The 18,867-nt window shown below is 31.0% G+C and carries 19 protein-coding genes and 1 riboswitch; of the genes, 9 read left to right on the top strand and 10 right to left on the bottom strand.

From position 1 onward, the window contains the following. Nucleotides 1-172 precede the first annotated feature (172 nt). Complete coding sequence (locus tag ABNX05_RS09245; RefSeq protein WP_349659447.1) at nucleotides 173-526, bottom strand: hypothetical protein; 354 nt, start codon at nucleotides 524-526, stop codon at nucleotides 173-175. Nucleotides 527-549: 23 nt separating this feature from the next. Further along, nucleotides 550-1,245, bottom strand: a complete 696-nt coding sequence (locus ABNX05_RS09240) for a DUF2225 domain-containing protein (protein WP_349659446.1) — start codon at nucleotides 1,243-1,245, stop codon at nucleotides 550-552. A gap of 542 nt (nucleotides 1,246-1,787) precedes the next feature. Here ABNX05_RS09240 and ABNX05_RS09235 point away from each other — a divergent pair. Further along, nucleotides 1,788-2,561, top strand: a complete 774-nt coding sequence (locus ABNX05_RS09235; RefSeq protein ID WP_349659445.1) for a Cof-type HAD-IIB family hydrolase — start codon at nucleotides 1,788-1,790, stop codon at nucleotides 2,559-2,561. 123 nt (nucleotides 2,562-2,684) lie between these two features. Here the strand turns inward: ABNX05_RS09235 and ABNX05_RS09230 are convergent, their stop codons facing one another. Beyond that, nucleotides 2,685-3,422 carry a cyclase family protein gene (locus ABNX05_RS09230; protein ID WP_349659444.1) on the bottom strand — a complete coding sequence of 246 codons (738 nt, stop codon included), beginning with the start codon at nucleotides 3,420-3,422 and terminating at the stop codon, nucleotides 2,685-2,687. Nucleotides 3,423-3,520: 98 nt separating this feature from the next. Then, a riboswitch (SAM riboswitch) is annotated at nucleotides 3,521-3,625 on the bottom strand. 150 nt (nucleotides 3,626-3,775) lie between these two features. After that, complete coding sequence (locus tag ABNX05_RS09225; protein WP_349659443.1) at nucleotides 3,776-4,183, bottom strand: YuzC family spore coat inner layer protein; 408 nt, start codon at nucleotides 4,181-4,183, stop codon at nucleotides 3,776-3,778. A 155-nt stretch (nucleotides 4,184-4,338) separates the two neighbouring features. On the opposite strand from ABNX05_RS09225, the gene ABNX05_RS09220 reads away from it, so the two are divergent. After that, nucleotides 4,339-4,890, top strand: a complete 552-nt coding sequence (locus tag ABNX05_RS09220) for an SMI1/KNR4 family protein (protein WP_349659442.1) — start codon at nucleotides 4,339-4,341, stop codon at nucleotides 4,888-4,890. A 62-nt stretch (nucleotides 4,891-4,952) separates the two neighbouring features. On the opposite strand, the gene ABNX05_RS09215 is transcribed toward ABNX05_RS09220, so the two are convergent. Beyond that, nucleotides 4,953-6,137 carry an MFS transporter gene (locus tag ABNX05_RS09215; protein WP_349659441.1) on the bottom strand — a complete coding sequence of 395 codons (1,185 nt, stop codon included), beginning with the start codon at nucleotides 6,135-6,137 and terminating at the stop codon, nucleotides 4,953-4,955. Nucleotides 6,138-6,247: 110 nt separating this feature from the next. On the opposite strand from ABNX05_RS09215, the gene ABNX05_RS09210 reads away from it, so the two are divergent. Continuing rightward, a complete protein-coding gene (locus ABNX05_RS09210; RefSeq protein ID WP_349659440.1) occupies nucleotides 6,248-6,631 on the top strand; it encodes a winged helix-turn-helix transcriptional regulator in 384 nt (127 codons plus the stop codon). Between the two features lie 69 nt (nucleotides 6,632-6,700). On the opposite strand, the gene ABNX05_RS09205 is transcribed toward ABNX05_RS09210, so the two are convergent. After that, complete coding sequence (locus tag ABNX05_RS09205; RefSeq protein WP_349659439.1) at nucleotides 6,701-7,546, bottom strand: aldo/keto reductase; 846 nt, start codon at nucleotides 7,544-7,546, stop codon at nucleotides 6,701-6,703. 233 nt (nucleotides 7,547-7,779) lie between these two features. Here ABNX05_RS09205 and ABNX05_RS09200 point away from each other — a divergent pair, with 233 nt between their 5' ends. The 4 genes from ABNX05_RS09200 to ABNX05_RS09185 all read left to right on the top strand — a co-directional run bounded on the left by ABNX05_RS09200 (nucleotide 7,780) and on the right by ABNX05_RS09185 (nucleotide 11,129). Continuing rightward, a complete protein-coding gene (locus ABNX05_RS09200; RefSeq protein WP_349659438.1) occupies nucleotides 7,780-8,583 on the top strand; it encodes a GNAT family N-acetyltransferase in 804 nt (267 codons plus the stop codon). Nucleotides 8,584-9,137: 554 nt separating this feature from the next. Next, nucleotides 9,138-9,314 carry a hypothetical protein gene (locus tag ABNX05_RS09195; RefSeq protein WP_349659437.1) on the top strand — a complete coding sequence of 59 codons (177 nt, stop codon included), beginning with the start codon at nucleotides 9,138-9,140 and terminating at the stop codon, nucleotides 9,312-9,314. A gap of 215 nt (nucleotides 9,315-9,529) precedes the next feature. After that, the gene (locus ABNX05_RS09190; protein WP_349659436.1) at nucleotides 9,530-10,363 is read left to right on the top strand and encodes an ABC transporter ATP-binding protein; all 834 of its coding nucleotides are present in this window, start codon (nucleotides 9,530-9,532) and stop codon (nucleotides 10,361-10,363) included. A gap of 16 nt (nucleotides 10,364-10,379) precedes the next feature. Continuing rightward, nucleotides 10,380-11,129, top strand: coding sequence for an ABC transporter permease (locus ABNX05_RS09185; protein ID WP_349659435.1), 750 nt, complete (start codon nucleotides 10,380-10,382; stop codon nucleotides 11,127-11,129). 87 nt (nucleotides 11,130-11,216) lie between these two features. Here ABNX05_RS09185 and lanM read toward each other — a convergent pair whose 3' ends face one another. The 4 genes from lanM to ABNX05_RS09165 all read right to left on the bottom strand — a co-directional run bounded on the left by lanM (nucleotide 11,217) and on the right by ABNX05_RS09165 (nucleotide 15,274). Continuing rightward, nucleotides 11,217-13,964 carry a type 2 lanthipeptide synthetase LanM gene (gene lanM / locus ABNX05_RS09180; protein ID WP_349659434.1) on the bottom strand — a complete coding sequence of 916 codons (2,748 nt, stop codon included), beginning with the start codon at nucleotides 13,962-13,964 and terminating at the stop codon, nucleotides 11,217-11,219. Between the two features lie 506 nt (nucleotides 13,965-14,470). Next, complete coding sequence (locus ABNX05_RS09175; RefSeq protein WP_349659433.1) at nucleotides 14,471-14,629, bottom strand: bacteriocin; 159 nt, start codon at nucleotides 14,627-14,629, stop codon at nucleotides 14,471-14,473. A gap of 148 nt (nucleotides 14,630-14,777) precedes the next feature. After that, on the bottom strand, nucleotides 14,778-14,951 hold the full coding sequence (locus ABNX05_RS09170) for a class II lanthipeptide, LchA2/BrtA2 family (protein WP_349659432.1): 174 nt from the start codon (nucleotides 14,949-14,951) through the stop codon (nucleotides 14,778-14,780). Nucleotides 14,952-15,100: 149 nt separating this feature from the next. Continuing rightward, complete coding sequence (locus tag ABNX05_RS09165; RefSeq protein WP_349659432.1) at nucleotides 15,101-15,274, bottom strand: class II lanthipeptide, LchA2/BrtA2 family; 174 nt, start codon at nucleotides 15,272-15,274, stop codon at nucleotides 15,101-15,103. A gap of 138 nt (nucleotides 15,275-15,412) precedes the next feature. Here ABNX05_RS09165 and ABNX05_RS09160 point away from each other — a divergent pair, with 138 nt between their 5' ends. Further along, entirely contained in the window at nucleotides 15,413-15,592 is a 180-nt protein-coding gene (locus ABNX05_RS09160; RefSeq protein WP_349659431.1) for a plantaricin C family lantibiotic, read from the top strand. A gap of 83 nt (nucleotides 15,593-15,675) precedes the next feature. Next, nucleotides 15,676-18,792 (top strand): type 2 lanthipeptide synthetase LanM family protein, encoded by a 3,117-nt coding sequence (locus ABNX05_RS09155; RefSeq protein WP_349659430.1) that lies wholly within the window; start codon nucleotides 15,676-15,678, stop codon nucleotides 18,790-18,792. The last annotated feature ends 75 nt before the right edge of the window (nucleotides 18,793-18,867 follow it).

The following is an 18,867-nucleotide window of genomic DNA, read 5'->3' as shown; positions in this document are numbered from 1 at the left end:
TGTCACTCTCTATCAGTCCTTCGTTATATGTTAAGACCAATTATAGATAGTGAAGTTTAAAGTAAAAGGGGAGTTTATTTAAATTTGGTCAAATGTCATTATTTTGGATTATTTAAGCGGAGGAAGGTAAAAAAACATCTCCAAAGTGTAAGTACACTGTAGAGATGTAATTTTATTTATAGTGATAAGTGCTAGCTCTAGGATGATTCCGTTGTATTTGATTGAACCATGCACGATCCTTTTCCTCTTGTTTTAATGTACTAACGATGGTTGATGAGCAGCTAACACAGATTTTTGCCTGAGTAATTTGTCCACAGCGTTCACAAGGTGCACCTAAATTAGGGAAAATCGATTTTTTTAATTTTCCTGTTTTGACCCATTTATAGAGTAGGTCTGATGAAACCCCAGTTAATGAAACTACCTCATCGTTCGTTAAATAGCGATTATTTTTTCTTAGTAAAAAATGATGTAATTCCGAAAAAATATCTTCTTCTCTCACATCAATCCTTTTGGTGAATAGCAGCATATTTATTACTCTCCCTGTTTATATTAATTGATGACTTCTTCTATATTGTCATTTACGTTGTTAGGTTGATCGTCATATTTATAGTTTTCCCAACGATTTCGTGCTAGTTTTCGATATTTATTGGAAACATGTCGATCTGCAATTAATCGAGAGAATCCTTTTTTCGCCTCAGCAATATCTCCAAGTCGAAGGCTTAATTCTGCATGTAAATATTGAATTCTCTCTCCGCCCTCTTGATTGGATGCAAAAGATTTACTGTAAAAGTCTCTTGCAGCAAAGAGGTAGCGCATTTCCGATTCATGATCATCTTTTAAGCGATATAGCCATGCTATTTTTAGTGCGAAATTGGCCATAAGAAGTGACTCTTCCATTGATGCTCTTGATACAAGGTAGGCTAATTTAAGGCTTACAATGGCATCATCAATCGTACGTTCTTTGCAAATATCCATTGGTTTTTGTAGCTCTTTAATGTAAAGCTCATCTATAAGAAGCATGAAAGGTCCATACGTTCTTGTCATAGATTTGTGGTACGCGTAGCCACAATGCGGACAAACGGCAACCTCATATAATAACGGGTTTAAACCCTCATAAACTGGCATGAAGTCTGTTTGTTCTTCGATAATTTTATATCGATTAGGGCGTACTTTATATGTAGTAAAATGCTTTTTACAAAACTTACAATCCACACTACTTTCATAGTAGTAAATGTTAAATGCCATCAGAATCAACTCCTTTCCACCCAAATAATAATTTCATGTAGAATACTCTCACCTCTGACGGTAGTGAGATGAATGTGGGTATATTTCTTTTGTTCTATTTATATGAAGGACAATGTCGTTCAATATATTTAATTTAGTTTCTCTTATTTTAACAATTCTATGTTCTTTGGTATACTCCTTTAGAATTATTAAAATAAAAATGTTCATTACTTTCTTAGTTTTTTGAAATTTAGGTATGTACCCGTAATAGTGTTTATCGGTGTAGTTAAAGCAAGTTATACATTCTTTTAAGTTTGTCAAAATACGTACATATATTTAATTAAAAAAGTTATTGCGTATGTAATATTACCTATAACTAATTTCGGTATAAAGATGTTTCTTAATGTAAAATAAAAATTGTATTAGTTGGGAAAATATAGAATTGGATGTTGACCAATAAGAGGAGTCATACAACGCTTGCCTGTAGTGAAAATTAGCCTTTTAATTATAGATTTATCACCAATGCACTTGGTGAAAATATACAAAATGAAAAGGAGAGAACAATGGATTATAAAATTGTATTTTTTGACGTAGATGGAACGCTTGTTAATTATGAAGATGGTCGTATGCAAGAAAGTACAAGGAATGCTATTCAACAATTAAAGGATAAAGGAATTCATATTGTAGCTGCTACAGGAAGACCTTTATCAATGTGCCAGGATTTAAGAAATGTAGGAATAGAGACGTTTATTACAGCTAATGGTGCATATGTTAAGCACCAAGATCAAGTCATACATAAAATACCGGTCGCCAAAGAAGTGGTCCAAGTAGTGAAGGCTTTTGCTGATGAAAATAAACAAAGTCTATCGTTTTTCACAGAAACATTATCAATGAATAACGTCCAAGAAGAAGAAACATTAAAAGCTATGAAAGAAACATTATCTTTGCGGGAGTTTCCCGTTATCAATGAAGATATTGTAACGCAAGAGGTGTATTTAATGTGTTTATATGTTGATGAGGATATTGAGAAAAAGTATACCTCTACATTTCCTCATTTATTATTTAAAAGGTGGCATCCGTACATTACAAATATTTTGCAACATGATATTTCTAAGTCTATTGCTGTTCAAGCTGTACTAGAATATTTCGACTTGAGTACAGAAGAAGCACTTGCTTTTGGGGATGGAGATAATGATATCGACATGCTAGAGCAGGTCGGCTTTGGTATTGCGATGGGTAATGGTAGTGAAGCTTTAAAAAATGTCGCTAATTTTGTAACAAAGAAATCAACAGAAGATGGTATTGATTATGCTCTTCGTGAGCTAAAAATCATTTAATGGAAAAAATCGTATTAAGTTCATAGCTCTTATGTTGATCGTGTTTCTAAAAAGGAAAAAAATCTAAATAAATGATTAAGAAAGGTCTGGTTCAATATGTATTGAATCAGACCTGTTGCTATATTAAGGCAATATAGCAAATGAGCGGACAGGGAATCCAGATGCTTTTTCAGGCTTTGCCACAATATTGAATATAACGGCGCCTTTTGGAGGTAGCTTATCCAAATTTGTCATAAGCTCAATTTGATAAGTATCTTGCTCAAGCACAAAATATTCGCCATCTAACTTACCGTTTTTACGAAAATCTGTTGCTGAATCCGTATCAAAAGTTTCGTGGCCGATCGCACTTACTTTTCGTTCGTTGAATAAAAATTGCAACGCTTCTAATCCCCAGCCAGGAATATGATTATTGCCATCAGCATCTTTGTTGCTGAAAGCCTCTTTATCTGGCCAACGTTTACTCCAATCGGTACGTAGCGCAACGAAGGTACCTTCTTCAATTTCTCCATATTCAGCTTCAAAGTTAAGAATATCTTGAATGCTTAACGTGTAATCGTTGTTAATTTCAGCTTCCTTCGATTTATCAATAACGATTAGTGGTAGCACTAGTTCTTTTAGCTCCAATTCCTCTAAATAACGTGCATCTCGCACGAAATGGATAGGTGGGTCGATATGTGTTCCGTATTGCCCAGGGAAAGTGAATTGTTGTGCAAAGAAGCCATCATCATGGGAAAATAATGTTTCAAATTTTGCATCATCAAACATAAAGAAATGAGGAGAGTCTGGACCGAATATATGTGTTAAATCAACCCATTCTTTTGATTTCAATAGTTGTATTGCTTGTAAAAGTTCGTTTGTCATTATAGTTCCCTGCTTTCTGTTAATTATTTTAAATGCAACAATAAAAAAGAGCCCTCCTTGTAGAAGAGGACTCTTGTGCAAAGCAAATGCAGTAAGTATTCTCATCTTCAAGGCTAAATTTTGCCATTTGGAATTAGCACCATACCTATAGGCTGGTTGCTGAGACTTCATAGGGCCAATCCCTCCGTCTCTCTTGATAAGAAAATAAAATATAAGAATTTTCAGAAATGAAATTTATGAATACTTTAGCATATTTATATATAGTTTACAAGTTCAGTAGGGATACGTGGTTATAATTCATAAAGAAGATGCTAAAGGCAAAAAAAAGAGGCCCTCTTCAAAGGACCAACTTTTCACCAACCCAAAATTAGTGTTAGCTTACAACAGCCGCTATCAGTAAATAGTATACGAAATCCATCTGGTGTATAGGTAGTATCGAATTTTACCGTAATGCCTGTTGACGCAATTAACTTTTCAACTTCTGTTTTATTTGATTGTTGTGCTGCGTTCATAAGATCATGTGCAAATTGCTCTGATTCATCAATTTTATCCGTAAGTAATTGTGCTTGCTGCATAATAACTTTGATTCGTTTCGCAGAAGTCTTTAATTTTACTGTATTGATGGATGGAAATGGACCTCTATTCGTTGGGTCAGGCATTGCTAGATGTCTAGAAGGTAGTTGAGTAGTTGGTTGATTTGCCATTACCCATGCCGGATAATAATTAGGATAGACAAAATACGGATAAGGATTGTAATACACTAAATTCCTCCTATCCTATAGTTGATACATTATCTTATGTACAACAGAGACTTTAGGTGTTAATGGCCGTGCTTTGAAAAGCTTGAGCGAAAAGGACCTCAGTTCAACGGCTTAAATCCCGATCAATTTATTCTTCTTCAAAAGGAGTTATTAAAATGGATATTCGTGCATACATAAAAAATGGTTTTGAAGTTTACTATGAACGTTATAATCAGGTGTCTGAAGATGGATTTTGTAGGTGGATGTGCCTGGATGTACCTGAAGAAATGAAGGTAGTTGATATCGATGCAGAGTGGTCTGTGTGGAGAATGATTCCTTCCACCGTAACGGAGGGAGATATTCAAACGTTAGAAAAAGAGTTCGGACTTAATTTTCCCGAATGGTATAAAGCTTTTATTTCAACGTATCATCATTATTTTGGTGTAATACCTGACCAAAGTATTGAGGATCCTTTAAATAATGTAAGAGATATGTTTAATCCATCATTATGCAGTTTAGGATATCTTCCATTTTCGTGGGATACAGAGTATGGAAAAATAATTTGTATTGATTTAAATAATAACGCTGATGAAGAAAGTTGTGCCATATATGAAATTGAACATGAAATTTTATTTGATGATGATGCCGATATTCTATCGTCATTAGACTATCTGTATCCAAATTTAAAAGCATATTTTGATGATACTTTCCTTGAATCTAATAAATAGCAAAAAGGAAGGTGCATTTTAGAAAGCACCTTCCTCACATTTTTTATTTATAAGAAACGGACCTATTGTTTGTTTCTATCGAAGATTAACCATAGGAACGTAGTAGCTGCAGCAATCATCACCATGCCGAATCCATATATAGGAGTATGCGCTAATGATTGTTGGCTAACGATAATTCCTCCAATGTATGATCCTAGGAAAATACCAATGTTAAAGGCCGAAATATTTAATGCTGAAGCCATTGAGATAGCTGATGGTATATATTTTTCAGAAATCTGAACGGCATAAAGCTGTAATCCCGGTACATTCATAAACATAAATAGTCCCATAATTAAGACCATTATTAATCCACCGATTGATGATTCTAAAAAGAAGTTGATGCCGAGTAGAGATAATGCTAAGCCGATAAGGATAATAAAGATAGAATGTAAAGGGTTATTATTCGCAAAATGACCACCTAATGTATTACCGATGGCAACGCAAATACCGTATACAACTAAAATCACGACTATTGCTTTAGGTGAGTAGCCCATATACTGCTCTAAAATTGGTGAAATATACGTATATACTACGAATGCGCCACCATATCCGATGGCAGTAATAAAGAGAATTAATAACATTCGTATATTCCCTAATACTTTTCCGATATCGCGAATTGATATTGGATTGCTTTTCGATAACTGACTAGGAACAAGTATGGCATTACTAATTAATCCAATAATACCTATGATCACAATGAAAATGAACGACATTCGCCAATCAGTTACTTGTCCAATAAAAGTTCCTAGTGGGACACCAGTGACAGTTGCTAATGTTAGCCCTGTGAACATAAAAGCTATTGCGCTTGCTCGTTTATTAGGCGCTACAACATCTGCAGCGATAACAGAGGCAATAGACATAAACACACCATGTGCTAATGCTGAAATAACACGCCCAGTTAGTAGTAATGAGAATGAGGGTGCTATTGCTGCAAGTAAATTACCGATAATAAACAGTACCATAACAAGCAGTAATACATTTTTGCGACTTATGCGCGATGTTAATGCTGTTAAAAGCGGTGCACCAATAGTTACTCCTAGTGCATATATAGATACGGTTAAACCCGCAGTACTTAATGATATATCAAAATCTTCTGTAATTAATGGAAGTAGTCCAACGCTTATAAATTCTGTAGAGCCGATACCAAATGCACTAATCGCAAGTGCGAGTAATGTTAGTTTGGCATTCGGCACTTTTGTATCTTTCATTCTATTAATATCTCCTTTGATTTTTTTTATAGTATATAGTAATATTCATACATATCGTAAAGTTGTATAGGGTACTTTTAGTTACTTTTGAATATTACAGGGGGTTCACAATGAAAAAAGTTTTTAATATTGGTGTTGAAGCCACTCTTGAAGTAATTGGGGGTAAATGGAAACCTGTTATTCTTTGTCATCTTAACCACCATGGTAAGATTCGTACGAATGAATTTCGCCGATTGATTCCAGGCATTTCGCAAAAAATGCTAACAACCCAATTGCGTGAATTAGAGCAGTCTGGCTTAATTAATCGCGAGGTTTTCAATCAAGTACCGCCAAAAGTTGAATATTCGCTAACACCTTATGGTCAAGAGATGGACCCTGTGCTGAACGTGCTCTGCACTTGGGGTGAAAAACATATCGAAATGATGCAAGAGCAAGGTGAAGATGTACTAATAATGCAACGTGATGAAGATATCGCAATACAACATACATCTTAAATAGATTGGAAAGAGACTGTCTAAGAGAAGAAAATAAGACAGTCTCTTTCACATTTACATAGCTATCGTTTACATGACAAAATCAAATTCATCTGGATTTGGTCCAACACGTTGATCTAGATTCATGGCGTTAATGATTGCCATCTCTTCATCAGTTAGTGTGAAATCAAAAATATCAGCGTTTTGAATCATGCGTTCTTTACGCACAGATTTTGGAATTGTGACGATACCATTTTGAATATCCCAGCGTAAGATAACTTGAGGATTTGATTTCCCGTATTTTTCAGCTATTTTAGAAATAGTTTCATTTTCAAGAAGTCCACCTTGCATTAATGGTGCCCAAGCTTCCATTTGGATATTGTGCTCTTCACAGAATGAACGTACCTCAGTTTGTTGTAATCGTGGATGAAGTTCCACTTGGTTAATAACTGGTTTGATACGAGCGATTTTAAGAAGATCTTGTAAGTGTGATACTTGGAAGTTACATACCCCAATAGCTTTAATTTTCCCTTGTTCGTATAAATCTTCAAGTGCTCTCCAAGATTCTGCAAATTTATTTTTACCTGGCCAATGAATAAGATAAAGGTCTAAATAATCTAGCCCTAATTTTTTTAAGCTGTCTTCGTATGCTGCGATTGTCTCTTCGTAGCTTAAGCCATCGTTCCATACTTTAGATGTAATAAATAAATCTTCGCGTTTTAAACCAGTAGTTGCTAGTGCTTGACGAATACCTTCACCAACACCTGCTTCATTACCATATATAGCAGCAGTATCGATACTACGGTATCCAACCTCAATTGCATTTTTTACCATTTCTGCTGTAACATCATTCGGTACAAGGAATACGCCTAGACCCATACCAGGCATTTGTAAGCCGTTATTTAATGTAATTTTATCTTGTAAATTATTAATCATTTTTCTGTCCTCCAATTTTCGTTTGTGCTTCGTTGCTTTCTCATTATGCTTCCATACCATTGCAAAAAAAAGTACGCACTTTTTAGTTTCATAGAAACGTGGAGGTTACTTTTGTGAGATATCAATGGTTCACAGAGAGAAATTTTTATTACTTTATGTAGTTCGGTCTTCTATGTAGGTTACAATTAGTGGTAGAAAAGTAAATCTTATAGGGTGGTGAATGAGGAGTGGTAATGACGAAAAACTTGGCAGATCACTTTGAAATGACGGAAATCAAGATGTTTGAGTCGAGGCTGAATGCAATTAAGGAAATTCAGAACAATGCTATGGGAGTTGAGATTGGTCAATTTGATGGTGCCTATGCTTTCTTCATTAAAAATATCCCCGGTCCCTCTTACAATGTTGTAAAGGGTGATAGCTTGAGTTCGGAGAATACGATAGATAAAATCCTTAGTTTTTATAGAACAAGAGAAATACCAGCTCGTTTTGATTTAGCCCCTCAATATGTAAATGCTACTTCGCTACAAAAATTACATAAGGCTGGTCTTTTTCAGAGTGATTTTCATGCAATATTATACTGTGAGCTAAATGAAGAGACGGTAAGGAAAACAAAGAATTCGTGCATTAAAATAAGACAAATCAATGAAGACGAATTTGACCGTTACGGAAATATCTATGTTGAAGGTTTTGGTATGCCAGCATTTTTAGCGGAAAGTGTTGCGACAAATAATCAAGTGTTACATGACAAACCCGGTTGGTCATTTTATATCGCTTCTCTTCAAAACGAGGATGTTGGTGTTGCTTCTTTATATGTACATAATGGGACGGCCGTTTTAGCGGCCTCTGCTGTGAAACCAATTGCCCGTAATCAAGGAATTCACCAAGCGTTAATACAGTTTCGTATCAACGAATCCCTCAAACAAAATTGTAGTGTAATAATAGGGCATGCCAAATTTGCATCCATTAGCCAAAACAATATGGAACGTTGTGGATTGAAAATGGCTTATACAAAGAGTGTATGGACAGAAGCGAAATGAGAGGGTTACAGAAGTTAGAAAGGGATTTAATCCTTAGGAGTATTACATTTTTCGGTTTCAGATAGGCTGCTGCGAAAAATCTGGTATAAGAGGTTTTTATGCAAAATCAGAGATTGGTAATATGAAAATGCCCAGCAATTATTATTACATTTTTGTTGTAAAAAGAGATGTTAAAAAGACTACATACTTAGATATAATTGCAGTTCTTCTAAATTTAGAGGATAAAAAATTAATACATCTTATGATAATTAATAACTTTTTAATAATTATTGCTTATTCTGTAAATAAGAGTATTTTAAAATGAAAATTTATAAAAATTCCAATGAATGTATTTATAGTGATTTGAAGATCATTTCAATTTGTTAATAAACGAATTGAGTAAGTATCCAAATCCGTTTCGAACATGATATTGATATGCTTTAGTTAACATTTTGATGAGAGATTACTCATTCTACCCAAAAAACATTGTGCTGTAATTTTATTAATGAAGGGTATTTACTCATTTAAAATTTATGGTTAAAACCAATAACACATTATAGAGGGAGGTTGTTTTTATGGAAAAAGTCGCTTTAATTATTTCTATGTGTGCCCTGTTTGGTACGTTTGTTGTCTTTCTTTATGAACTTATAAAAAGTGGTAAATTGGTATTTGAGTCCAAAATAATAAAAATTTTATTGGTCGTTTATGTTGTTTTCTTTTTTGTTTTTGTGATTGGTTATAACTCTAAATAAGCATTTCTAAATTGGGAATTTCATTGCGTAAACCGATGATGAGTATTTGAGACACTACAGTTCTTTTTGAATTGTTCAAGTGGCATACTGTTTGCTGTTGCTACGTGTAGAAAAATTCTATATTACGCTAATTTTCCATTCTGACGTTTCTTTTTTGTAGGGTATTTATGGCATATTATGGGTTATTTAAAAATATTTAGAGGAGACGTGTTTAAATGATTTCAATTATTGATTTAAATTTACAAACAAAAAAACAAATAATATTAGAAGATATTAATCTTAACTTTAAAGATGGAAAAATATACGGTTTGTTAGGTCCTAATGGATCGGGGAAAACAACTTTATTTAAATCTATATTAGGTTTAACTAATTATGACGGGGAAATACTATATAATAATAGACCTATAAAATATACACATGTTGGCAAATTAATTGAATATCCCATGTTTTATAATAATTTAACCGTTTTAGAAAATTTGAAGCTTCATGGAGCATATACAAACCTTGAAAATATAAATTATAAGGAAATTCTTAGTAATTTTGATATTTATGAAGCTAAGGATAAAAAATATTCGGAAATATCTTTAGGGATGAAACAGCGATTAGGAATAGCTAGAGCCATTATGGGGGATCCTTCGGTTATTTTATTAGATGAACCTACAAATGGGTTAGATCCACTCGGTATTAAATCTGTTAGAAATTTGATTAAAAACTCTTTAAAAAAACCAAATAACTGTATATTGATTTCCAGTCATAATCTTACAGAAATTGAGTCAATTTCAGATGAATTAATATTTATAAAAAAGGGAAAAATTATTACGAAAATTAAGAACAATAATAATAAGCTATTCTATGTTGTTACTTTAAAAAATAAAGAGAGTATTTCCGGTGATTTGTTAGAAAATCCGTATTTTTCTAAATTAAAGTCAGAATCAAACTTTCATAAATATATTTATAGTGGAGATGATGAAAAGTTGATTAAAGATGGTAATTATACTTTTGAAAAATACACATTAGAGGATTTATATGAGGAAATAATGTGTTCTTAAGAAGGAGCTTATTAAAATGAAAATATTATTTAAAAATGAGTTGTTAAAATTAAAAAGAGAGAAGTTTATTTGGTTTCTCCTGGCATTAAATCTATTACCTATAGCGATGAATATAATAAATTATATTGTTAACAGTAAAGATTCGAATATTAAAGATGTTTATTTTATTTTCTATAATCAATATTTTATGTTCTTCCCTATCATTGTTGGTATTTTAGTAAGTTCGGTATTTTATATAGAGTACAAAAATGGCACCTATCTAAACTGGATAACATATAACTTTTCGAAAAATAAACTTTTTTGGGCAAAAATTATTACGGCTTCGTTCTGCTTGCTTTTATTAGTAGCTTTAAATTATATATTATTATTGATCTATGGGATAGCTATTGATTGGGGAGAAGAAAATTTTATTAAGAATATTATTGATATGACACTTTCATATTTGATTATGACTTGTTCTTTAAGTATACCTATTTTACTTTTAAGTACAATTGTAATGGTCTGGTCTAGGAATATTGTTATATGTAGCATTATTTCTATCTTATTTTCATTATTCTCAATGATTCTAATTGCTGCACCCTTTGCTTATACTATTTTTTCAACATTCTCGTATAGGTTAGGTTTGTATATAATAGATAAAGATTACTATTTTGATAATGCTATGTCTGCCACAATAGTGGGAATTGTAGCTTGGTGTAGTACCATTTTAATTTTATATTGTTTATATGTATTTTTCACTTCGAGAAAATTAATTATTGAAAAATAGAAAAAAGTTTAACATTCAAAAGATCAGAAAAGGATCTTTTGAATGTTCTATCTTTATGCCTCTATTAGTAATGTGAAATTAAAACCGTTAAATTAATATGGGTGGTAATGTATGATCAATGTCATGTAATAAACTATAGATGACCCCAACATTACTTAAGAAGAAACTTAAAGTATTGGTATTATACTTATATCCTGATTGTATTGAATCGGTACTTAATGCAGAATATAAAGTGTTTCTTATTTCTTCCAATTGAAGAGCGTCATTATAATTGTTTAGTTTATTAAGAATAACTAAATTCCCTGCTAAACCATGACAAATACTATGATCTATTTCATAAAGGAAATTTTCCTTTAGAATTAAACTTTCAGTTTCATTAATATAATTTAATGATAATCCAGTATTCTGTTCAACCAAACTTCTTCCTAAAAGAATCCCAGAATTTCCGTTACACCAAGTATTAGTAGATTTTTGCCCAATTTCTCTATTATCCATCCAGCAATTAATATCTTTATTGAATATCGTATCTTCATATAAAGAAGTTTTACAGATTATATCTATAATTTCATCTTTTAAGTCTGGATAGATGTGAATGATTTTCGAAAGAGAATAATTTATGCCTGTTATTCCATGGGAGAAGCAAGCTAAAGATATAGAATCATTAAAATCTGAAGACCAATAAAGTAGATCATCTTCTGCTTTTAATCTACTGAAAATACTGTTCTTTAGAAAAAGAATGCATTCATCTAATATTTTATCATTAACTTCTTCCTTAAAATCAATTAGTAAGCTTAATAATCCGGCGATGCCACCTATATAATCAAGAGGGGCTCGACTGATATTACTTTGAAGAATTTCTTTGCAAAAATCGATTAGTTTCGTTTTTAAATTGATAGTGAAAAAATTGTTTATTCTATTTAATTCTAAATAATACTTAAAGTAAGAAGCTTTACCATGATATATGGAAAATATGTTATCTCCTAAATCTGAATCATATAACATATTAATAGTATTATTAAGCTTTTGTATTTCTTTTTCATTGTTAGTCCCTAGGACTTTTTGTTCGGCCGCTAATAATAATCCTAATCCAGCTAAGCCGTCATAAATACCCATAGGCATAGTACTTAACACACTATTTCCTCTTTGATCGTGCCTAAGGGAAAGTGCTTGTATAAAATCATGATTTACCTTTAATTTATCTTTTACCGTTGATAGTTTACTACTGAGTATCTCTTTATTAGATATATATTTCTTTAGATGTGTTTTACTTATATTATGACTTCTCCTGTTATCGTTATCTGCATTTTCATAATAACTAGAAATGGCCATGTTTATTAATTCAAGTTGATAATTACAGTCTTTCTCTGAAAATGTATGTAACTTGTCTAACACTTTATTGCGAGGTTCTTTTAGTAAAAATCGATCAATTTTAACGCCACTTTTAGAATGGAATAAAGCTTTCGAATCAAGGTCACTATTGAATAGTGGAACATCATACTCCTGAATGTCTGAAAATTCCAATTCTAGTATTGTATCTTTTTGAATTAGACTGGCATTGGCTTTATTTAATATTTCATGTAGATCATTTTGATTTTTACCCATTAATCTATTGGGGTCTTTTAGGGCGTCAATAAATTTAGCATATATATAAGTTGGCCTTAACACATAACGTATTGAGAAATTTTCTGTGTCCATAATAAAAGTTTCTAAAAAATCTTTGTTATTTAGAATAAAAGTATAACATTCTACAAAACCATTAGAATAATCACCAATAAAATTATATATTTCTTGATAATCATTATTCAATAAAGGAATATTTGAAACGTCAGTATTTCGATGTATTGAATTAATTAACCTCATTTTATCACTATTTATATCAACTAATAATTCTTTGTTATAGGTTTGTCTATTTGGGTTGGTGGTTCCACCAATGAATAAAACCATGTCATCAAAGGGCGAAGTCGCAATATCGAATAATAAAGTACCCAAAATAGTATTTGTAATAAAACTATAATTTGTAACATCTTCAGAAGCATTACCTATATTTAATTCAGATTGGAAGATGGTTTCTAAATCTATCAAGACAGGATGTCTATTCATTGCAATAATGTTTTCAAAATGTATGTCTGATGCCTGGAGTAAGTATAAAAAGCATGAATGTATTCCTAATTCATTATAGTAGTTAGTAACATCTGCAATATTTGTGGATTTTGTATGATCAACAAATTCTTGCCATCCGTATTTTTTTTTATTTAAACATTTTGGAATGTAAAGATTCCTGTTGGATTTTTCATTATAAAGTTCAATCAATTTATAATAAAAAATATCAGGTCCCATATCTTTTGGTTTGTAAATTATGATTTCTTCATTTAAATTAATTCGTGCAACGGATTTTCCATTATTATGTGTGTCTCCTTCGTTTAATAGTATAGATGTTATCTTATCATTTTTAATATTAAACATATTCTTGATCTGATTATAGTCTTCCATATAATGATTTATAATTTCAGTAATATAATTAAGTGTATTTTCAATGACTGAAAATATTTTGGAAGATATGATTTTATTTTCTTGAAGATTACTGGCTTGAATGTACTCCTCCAAATTCTTTTTTTCATTTACTTCATCTAGATAGTCAAAAGTATTATGAAAATCAATTAAAATACTTTTAAAGCCTATTTCATATATTTTATTATTAATAATTTTAACAATAGAATCATGAAGAGCTACTTTATCGATATATTTATCATAGACAATCTCAACATTGGTAAACCAATCTTCGACTTGCTTACTATGAAATTTATTATAATAACCATTTATCAATAAGTTATCCATTTTATAACTCCTTTATTATATGTATTTTAAAAAAAGGCATAGATATATCCCAAGTCCAATAAGATATTTCTTAAATGGTTGAGTATATATGCCTTTTTGTACTTATATTATTACTAGATTAATACTCTCATAGACCTTTTATCTTATAGAAATACATTTAGTAGTTGGAAAACTTGCTAGTGAAATGGATAAGTCCAATTTTGTGTATTTCGAATTAATTACAACGACCTGTGTAACAATCTTGCATCGTTCGACAGATAGTAAGACTTATTTGTGTATATGGAAACTGGGGTGGTGACGCAGGTAGCATCGATGAACCACCAGCAATTTCATTTAATCCTTCATTAGAAATAGGCTCGAAGCTTTAAAGTTTTTTTTCATTTTTTATTTCCTTTATAAGAACTTACAAAAAGAAGTGAATGTTGTAGTTGGACATCCTACTGGTGAAATTGGTATTGCTTCAGTAAGCGAAGTATATGTCCATTTCAGGTTGAATTTCTAAACCATTAGCAATTCTTTGTTGTAATCATACATTTTGTTGTTAGACAGATACTAACACTTATTGTTGGAATCTGAGGTGACACAGGTGGTACCGCTGATCCACCGGCAATTTCATTTAACTCTTCATTAGTAATAGGTTCAAAAGGTTTAAAATTTTTCTTCATTGTAGTTCAATCTCTCCTTTGCCGTATCTTGATTGGTAGATATTAATAGTTATTTATAGAAAGATCGCTGGTGGTAAACTGAACCACCAGCTATCTCATTTAACTCTTCATTAGTAATTAGGCTCAAAAAGCTCCCGTTTTCTTATTGTTAGCCTTTACAAGGTTTAACAATAGAAGCGCATTGTGTAGTTGGACATCCAGCCAGTGAAATTGGAACAGTTACTGTAAGTGGAGTCCATTTAGGTTGAATTTCAGATCCACCAGCAATTTCATTTAACTCTTCATTAGTAATAGGTTCAAAAGCTTTAAAATTTTTCTTCATAGTTCAATCTCCTTTTTCTCATATCTTGTAATTAGACAGATTTTTAATAGTTATTTATTGAAGGATAGCTGGTGGTAAACTGAACCACCAGCTATCTCATTTAACTCTTCATTAGTAATTAGGCTCAAAAAGCTCCCGTTTCCTTATTGTTAGCCTTTACAAGGTTTAACAATAGAAGCGCATTGTGTAGTTGGACATCCAGCCAGTGAAATTGGAACAGTTACTGTAAGTGGAGTCCATTTAGGTTGAATTTCAGATCCACCAGCAATTTCATTTAACTCTTCATTAGTAATAGGTTCAAAAGCTTTAAAGTTTTTTTTCATCGTTATTTCTCCCTTTATTTGGATTTTAGTTGATATTTTTTTACATTTAATATAATATATGGGCGTAAGGTGTTTCTGGTAATAGATTATCATTATTGTAAAAAAAAGTAAATAATAATTTAAAAAGGGTGAAGAAAAATGTCGAAAGAACTTATGAAAACTGCTGGTGATATTTACAAAGAACTTGAGGATGCATCATTAGAAACTATTTATGGTGGAGTAGAAACTAAAAAAATATCTAAAGGAAACGATGGTAAATGGTGCACATTAACGTGGGAATGTAGTATTTGCCCTACGAAAACTTGTTTTACTTGTTAATTAATTAATAGTTTTAACAAAATAATAGAACAAACCTCCCTTTTATAGGGAGGTTTGTATATTTATATAGAAGGAGAATTTATATGCAATTTGCTGCCTTATATGGTATTACTGAAAAGAATTTTTCTGAATCTACTAAGAAAGACAGTCAATTTGAAGAAACTATTAATCTTTTATCTAAAGGCAATATTACAGAATTCAGCAACTTACTTAAAGATAAATTTAATTTTGACTTAGAAGATATTAAAAAGAAATATAATAGTGATGATTATGTCAAAGATTGGGGTTCCGAAAATTTAGAATTTTATATTAAAGAAATTTTAGAATCAAAAGTATTTAATAAAGACAAAGATACTACTTTGAATTTGTATTCCTTCTCAAGAAAGTTTTCTTATTTTTTTATAAGTAATACATCAAATTTAACTAAAGAAATTTTATTTAATACTCAATATGTTAAAGATGTAAATATTCTAAAAGAAAAATTAGAGGAAAATTTCCGGGGAAAAGTGATGAAGATTGCATATAGGACATTAACTTTAGAAATTAACCGTCTACGATTAGAACGTTTATTTTCTTCAGAAAATGAAAATGAGCAGTTTGAAGAATATATAAAAGATTATGTTTGCACAGATAAATATTATTATGAGCTATATAATCGATACCCATTATTATTCAAGTTGATAATTCAAGAAGCAATTAAAACATTGCACTATCTAGAGTTCTTTTCAGAATCATACTTGAAGAATATAGATTCTTTGAAAAATGTACTTAATGTAGTTGAGTCACCTAAAATTTCCTATTTAGAACTTGGTCAAGGTGATAGTCACAATAATGGTCAGACTGTTATAAGCGTGCACTTTGATAATGAATTGCGCTGTTACTTTAAACCTAGGGATGGTGAAATTGACAAATTATATCAAAATATACTAAAAGAATTTAATAGATTTATCGGGGAAGAAAACTTTTTAAAATCATATAATTTACTTTCGAATGCGGATCACTGCTGGGTTCAATCAGTTTCGTATACACCTTTAGGTTCTCATTCAGAAGCCAATGAATTCTATTATAAATTGGGGATTCACATGGCTTTATTATATGTTCTTAATGCAGTAGATTTCCATTCAGATAATCTTATTGCAAGTGGAAAGGACCCTATTCTAATTGATTTAGAAAGTTTGTTTAATGTTCATAAGAATAATCTTATTGAAAATGCATCGAATATCACCACATTTAAATTAAATGCTTCTGTAAGATCAATTGGGTTATTACCTTTCGTATTTGGAGATAATAATAATACGGATATTAGTGGAATTGGTAGAAAAGGGGAAACTAAGTCTTTTATAAAAATACCGACAATAGTAAATCAAAAAACTTCTAAAATGTCTATTGCTAGAGAATATTTAGATATTGGTGAGTCTAAAAACCATCCAAAATATAAGGATGAATATTTAGATGAAACAGAGTATATAGAAGATGTCTGTCAAGGTTTTATAAAAGGATATACATTTGCTAAAGAGAAGAGGAATTTAATAATTAGTCTAGTCAAAGAAAATATCTTAAAAATTAAAATTAGGCATATTGTTAAACCTACTATGTACTATTCAAATCTTTTAGATTTAAGTTATCATCCAGTCTTTATGACAAACCAGATTGACAGAGAAATGTTCTTTACTAAATTATTTACAGATAACTTGGATGGAAAAGTATTAAAAGAAGAATATAAAGATCTTATTAATCAAGAGGTACCTTATTTTTATTATTACCTACACAAAAAGAGCATGTATTCTTCATCTGTAAATAATAACAAAGAAATATACAGTTACTTTGATAATTCTCCCTTAGATTTTTGGATAAATAAAGTGAATAGTTTATCCGATCAAGATATGAAATTTCAAATTAGTCTAATAAAAGGGTCCTTAATAAAAGAAGAAATTAAAAGACCTTCTAAGGATCAGGAAGTAGACCAAGAGTTTATAAATCAACTAAATAATTTTTCAATAGATAATATTAATAATAAATTAATATGGAAATCTACTGAAATTGGAAAGTATTTATATTCTATTTCTGATAAATATAAAAACACATATAGTTGGATATGCTCTACAGTAATAGAACATGTTGAGTCTAAAAAATGGCATGTTGCTGCTATGGATGATTGTTTATATGACGGACTATCAGGCATGAGTTTTTATTATTTATGGCTCGGTAAAGTAACTGGAAACCAAAAGTATCATAATATAGCTTCAAGTATTTTGGAAGATATTTATCAACGAAATCGAATAGTAGTAAATAGATCCTTAGGAGCTTTTGATGGAATATATTCAGTAATTTATCTTTTAATTAATTTTTATAAGGTTACTGGAGATGAGATTTATATAAAACGTGCCTTAAATTTATGTGAAAACTACCAAGATAAAATTAAGACAGATAAAGTATATGACATTATTAGTGGTTCTGCAGGTATATTATTAGTTTTAGTAGAATTGTATAAATGTACTTCTAGTGAGTTAGTTAAAAGTTTAATGATGGAATGTAAAAATCATTTAATTAAGAACGTACATACTATTAATGATAAAGAAGTTGGCTGGATCGGTGTTGAAAATAACCCGTTATCTGGATTTTCGCACGGGAGTGCAGGAATTGTATATGCATTAGATCAGTATCGTCAGCTTTTGGGTGATGATGATTTAGAATTAAAGCAAATAATAGAGAAAGCTTTATATTTTGAAGAAAAGCAGAGAGAAGGATTAATATGGTTCGACTTAAGAGAGCATGATTTAAATATAGACTATCATATACCATACGCTTGGTGTCATGGTTCTCCAGGTATTTTATTAAGTCGTTTGTTTTTATCAAAGGATTATAACGTAGATTTAAGTGTGAATAGCAAAATGATTGCAAAAGATATCTTGGAAAATGGTTTCAAGAGGAATCAAAGCGTATGTCATGGAGACTTAGGAAACGCGATGATTTTAAAGGAGTATTCTAAATCCACTAAAGATGAGTATTGGTCGAATATTTCAAAAGTAATAGCTGGAATGATTGTAGAAAACAGAGAACCATCTGACTACAGATTAGGATTAGGCCTAGAATTAGACGTGGAGACGCCAGAATTAATGGTGGGTTTATCAGGTATAGCATATGCTTTATTATTTCTTTCATCTGATGAAGTACCAAATATTTTAATTTTAGAAACATAAATTAAAAATGAGCCAGCCTCTTTTAAATTACAGAGGCCTTTTCATATTAAGTTCTATAAAAATAAGAGGTTGAGA

The organism is Lysinibacillus zambalensis, assembly GCF_040183165.1.
Taxonomy (GTDB): domain Bacteria; phylum Bacillota; class Bacilli; order Bacillales_A; family Planococcaceae; genus Lysinibacillus; species Lysinibacillus zambalensis.
The sequence above is the reverse complement of the archived record's forward strand: the minus strand, read 5'-3'. Positions and strand labels throughout refer to the sequence as shown.

Excerpts from the sequence above, each read along its gene's own strand:
- ABNX05_RS09245 (WP_349659447.1), bottom strand. The coding sequence starts at position 526 with ATGCTGCTATTCACCAAAAGGATTGATGTGAGAGAAGAAGATATTTTT.
- ABNX05_RS09240 (WP_349659446.1), bottom strand. The coding sequence starts at position 1,245 with ATGGCATTTAACATTTACTACTATGAAAGTAGTGTGGATTGTAAGTTT.
- ABNX05_RS09235 (WP_349659445.1), top strand. The coding sequence starts at position 1,788 with ATGGATTATAAAATTGTATTTTTTGACGTAGATGGAACGCTTGTTAAT.
- ABNX05_RS09230 (WP_349659444.1), bottom strand. The coding sequence starts at position 3,422 with ATGACAAACGAACTTTTACAAGCAATACAACTATTGAAATCAAAAGAA.
- ABNX05_RS09220 (WP_349659442.1), top strand. The coding sequence starts at position 4,339 with ATGGATATTCGTGCATACATAAAAAATGGTTTTGAAGTTTACTATGAA.
- ABNX05_RS09215 (WP_349659441.1), bottom strand. The coding sequence starts at position 6,137 with ATGAAAGATACAAAAGTGCCGAATGCCAAACTAACATTACTCGCACTT.
- ABNX05_RS09210 (WP_349659440.1), top strand. The coding sequence starts at position 6,248 with ATGAAAAAAGTTTTTAATATTGGTGTTGAAGCCACTCTTGAAGTAATT.
- ABNX05_RS09205 (WP_349659439.1), bottom strand. The coding sequence starts at position 7,546 with ATGATTAATAATTTACAAGATAAAATTACATTAAATAACGGCTTACAA.
- ABNX05_RS09200 (WP_349659438.1), top strand. The coding sequence starts at position 7,780 with ATGACGAAAAACTTGGCAGATCACTTTGAAATGACGGAAATCAAGATG.
- ABNX05_RS09195 (WP_349659437.1), top strand. The coding sequence starts at position 9,138 with ATGGAAAAAGTCGCTTTAATTATTTCTATGTGTGCCCTGTTTGGTACG.
- ABNX05_RS09190 (WP_349659436.1), top strand. The coding sequence starts at position 9,530 with ATGATTTCAATTATTGATTTAAATTTACAAACAAAAAAACAAATAATA.
- ABNX05_RS09185 (WP_349659435.1), top strand. The coding sequence starts at position 10,380 with ATGAAAATATTATTTAAAAATGAGTTGTTAAAATTAAAAAGAGAGAAG.
- lanM (WP_349659434.1), bottom strand. The coding sequence starts at position 13,964 with ATGGATAACTTATTGATAAATGGTTATTATAATAAATTTCATAGTAAG.
- ABNX05_RS09175 (WP_349659433.1), bottom strand. The coding sequence starts at position 14,629 with ATGAAGAAAAATTTTAAACCTTTTGAACCTATTACTAATGAAGAGTTA.
- ABNX05_RS09170 (WP_349659432.1), bottom strand. The coding sequence starts at position 14,951 with ATGAAGAAAAATTTTAAAGCTTTTGAACCTATTACTAATGAAGAGTTA.
- ABNX05_RS09165 (WP_349659432.1), bottom strand. The coding sequence starts at position 15,274 with ATGAAAAAAAACTTTAAAGCTTTTGAACCTATTACTAATGAAGAGTTA.
- ABNX05_RS09160 (WP_349659431.1), top strand. The coding sequence starts at position 15,413 with ATGTCGAAAGAACTTATGAAAACTGCTGGTGATATTTACAAAGAACTT.
- ABNX05_RS09155 (WP_349659430.1), top strand. The coding sequence starts at position 15,676 with ATGCAATTTGCTGCCTTATATGGTATTACTGAAAAGAATTTTTCTGAA.